At 60.5% G+C, this 3,081-nt stretch carries 2 protein-coding genes; one reads left to right on the forward strand and one right to left on the reverse strand.

Annotation, left to right across the window (positions count from 1 at the left end; genetic code table 11):
- A partial coding sequence (locus WBF74_RS13115) for an AAA family ATPase (protein WP_424440633.1) occupies window positions 1-1,873 on the forward strand: 1,873 nt, incomplete at its 5' end.
- Between the two features lie 72 nt (window positions 1,874-1,945).
- On the opposite strand, the gene WBF74_RS13120 is transcribed toward WBF74_RS13115, so the two are convergent.
- The coding region (locus WBF74_RS13120; protein ID WP_424440635.1) for a peptidoglycan DD-metalloendopeptidase family protein at window positions 1,946-3,081 on the reverse strand (1,136 nt) is incomplete at its 5' end.

Raw genomic sequence — 3,081 nt, forward strand, 5'->3', positions numbered from 1 at the left:
GAAAGCGGTTCTCTCGGAAATTGCGGCGTCCGATGGCGGCATCATCATCTTCATCGACGAAATGCATCAGCTTGTCGGCGCTGGCAAGACGGATGGTGCGATGGACGCCTCCAACCTGCTGAAGCCCGCGCTTGCGCGTGGTGATCTGCACTGCGTGGGTGCCACGACGCTCGATGAATATCGCAAGTATGTGGAGAAGGACGCAGCGCTCGCGCGGCGTTTCCAGCCGGTCTTTGTGGAAGAGCCAACGGTTGAGGACACGATCTCGATTCTGCGCGGGCTGAAGGAAAAATATGAGCTGCATCATGGTGTGCGCATCTCTGATGCGGCGCTTGTTGCCTCTGCCACGCTGTCTGATCGCTACATCGCGGACCGCTTTCTGCCGGACAAGGCAATCGACCTCATGGATGAGGCGGCATCGCGCTTGCGGATGCAGGTTGATTCGAAGCCCGAAGAGCTTGATGAGATCGACCGCCGCGTGATCCAGCTCAAGATCGAGCGGGAGGCGCTGAAAAAGGAAAGCGATGCGGCTTCGCGCGAGCGCCTTGCGAAGATCGAAGTGGAGCTTGCCGATCTCGAAAAGAAGTCGGCTGATCTCGCGGCTGTCTGGGCGGCGGAGAAATCGAAGCTTGCAAGCGCACAGAAGCTCAAGGAAGAGCTGGACAATGCGCGCGGCGAACTTGTGCGCGCGCAGCGTGCGGGTCAGCTTGAGCGTGCCTCGGAGCTTGCCTATGGCATCATTCCAGAGCTTGAAAAGAAGCTCGCGGAAACCGAAAAGCGCGAGGAGCAGGGCGCGATGCTGGAAGAGGCCGTGACCGAGCAGCATATCGCGCAGGTCGTCTCCCGCTGGACGGGCATTCCCGTTGACAAGATGCTGGAAGGCGAGCGCGAAAAGCTTATCGGCATGGAAAAGGCGCTTGGCGCGCGTGTTATCGGCCAGCCGGAAGCTGTGTCAGCCGTCTCTCGTGCGGTGCGCCGCGCGCGGGCGGGCTTGCAGGACCCCAATCGCCCGATCGGTTCGTTCCTCTTCCTCGGCCCCACGGGCGTCGGCAAGACCGAGCTTACCAAGGCGCTTGCTGCCTTCCTCTTTGACGATGATCAGGCGATCGTTCGCCTCGACATGTCGGAATATATGGAGAAGCATTCCGTAGCTCGCCTCATTGGCGCGCCGCCCGGCTATGTCGGTTATGAGGAAGGCGGTGCGCTGACGGAAGCTGTGCGCCGCCGGCCCTATCAGGTCGTGCTGTTCGACGAGATCGAGAAGGCGCATCCCGATGTGTTCAACGTGCTGTTGCAGGTGCTTGATGACGGGCGCCTGACAGACGGGCAGGGCCGCACGGTCGATTTCAAGAACGTGCTCATCATCATGACTTCCAATCTCGGCGCGGAATATCTCGCCGAGCAGAAGGAAGGCGAGGATGTGAACCTTGTGCGCGAACAGGTCATGGATGTGGTGCGTTCCCGCTTCCGGCCGGAGTTCCTCAACCGTCTGGACGAGATACTGCTCTTCCATCGCCTCACGAGGGCGCAGATGGATGCGATTGTCGATATCCAGATGGAGCGGTTGAAGAAGCTTCTCGCCGATCGTCAGATCAACATCGTGCTGGATGAGGCGGCGCGCACATGGCTTGCCGATGCGGGTTACGATCCGGTCTATGGCGCGCGTCCGCTGAAGCGTGTGATTCAGCGCAATGTGCAAGATCCGCTCGCGGAACTCCTGCTCAAGGGCGAGATTGCCGATGGCGAGACAGTGCATGTCTCGGCGGGGGCGGGTGGCCTTCTCATCAATGGTCATGAGGTCGGCGCGAATGATGATCTGTTCGGCTCAGGGAAAGGCGGCCTCGACGAAGACCGTCCCCCGCTCGTGCATTGATGTGCAATCAGCGCAGGAAGCAAAAGAAAAGGCCGCCCGGTTGGGCGGCCTTTTTGTTTCTATGTGTGATGGTCAGTTCGTGCCGCTGCCTGTTGTGGCCTGCGCGACTTTGGTTGCGACGGGCGCTTCTGCCATTTGCGTTGCAACGGTTTCGCGCTGTGCCTTGAAGGCGGCGAGTTCCTTACCTTCGAGCTTGCGGCCGGTCGGCACTTTCAGCGCGAGCGGGTTCATCTTCTTGCCGTTCACATGGACTTCGTAGTGAAGATGCGGGCCGGTGGAGCGCCCTGTCGTGCCGACATAGCCGATCACCTGACCCTGCCGCACGCGCGTGCCCGCCTTGATGCCGCGCGCAAAGCCGTTCATATGCGCATAGGCGGTGATGTAGCCATTGGCATGGCGGATCGACACATAGTTGCCGTAGCTGCCGAAATAATTGGCGCGCGTTACCGTGCCGTCGCCGGCTGCATAGATTGGCGTGCCGCGCGGTGCGGCGAAGTCCACGCCGGAATGGAGCTTAGAATAGCCAAGCACTGGATGCTTGCGCATGCCAAAGCCCGATGAGAGACGCGCGCCATCAATCGGCGTCTTCATCAGGAACTTTTTCATGCTCTGGCCGTTTTCATCGAAGTAGTCCCACTCGCCATTGCCCGGGTCGAAGCGCCAGAGCTTGTGGGTCTTGCCACCGACGGTGAGCGACGCATAGAGAACATCGCCTTCCTTCACGGGACGGTCTTGTTCATCAAGCTTGCGAGTGAAATAGACTTCGAATTTGTCGCCGGGCTGGATTTCACGCTGGAAGTCCACGCTGTAGGAATACATGCGGATCATCTCGGCGATGATCTTGGCCGGTACGCCTGCGCGATCGCCATCAAGGAAAAGCGAGCTGTTGATGGTGCCCGCGGCGCGCGCATAGCCGTCCGTGAATTCGCGCACCACTTCTTCGCTGCTGAAGGAGCCGTCGCCATTGCGCGTGACGGCGATGACGCGTTCGAGGTCAGGCTCGAGCGAGAGGGCGGTCAGAAACTTCGCCGGTGTTCCGCTTTCGCCTTCAGCCATGGCGTCGGGCTGTTCGAGGAAGGTGAGAGCGATTTCCTGGCCTGCGCGCAGCTTGCGCGGGCTGTAATGCGGCGTCATCGCGGCAACGGCGTGATAGGCGTCGATCCGGTCAACGCCTGCCTTTTGCAGCACTTCCATCAGCGTCTCGCCGC

The organism is Parvibaculum sp. (assembly GCF_049672805.1).
In the GTDB taxonomy this organism is placed as follows: domain Bacteria; phylum Pseudomonadota; class Alphaproteobacteria; order Parvibaculales; family Parvibaculaceae; genus Parvibaculum.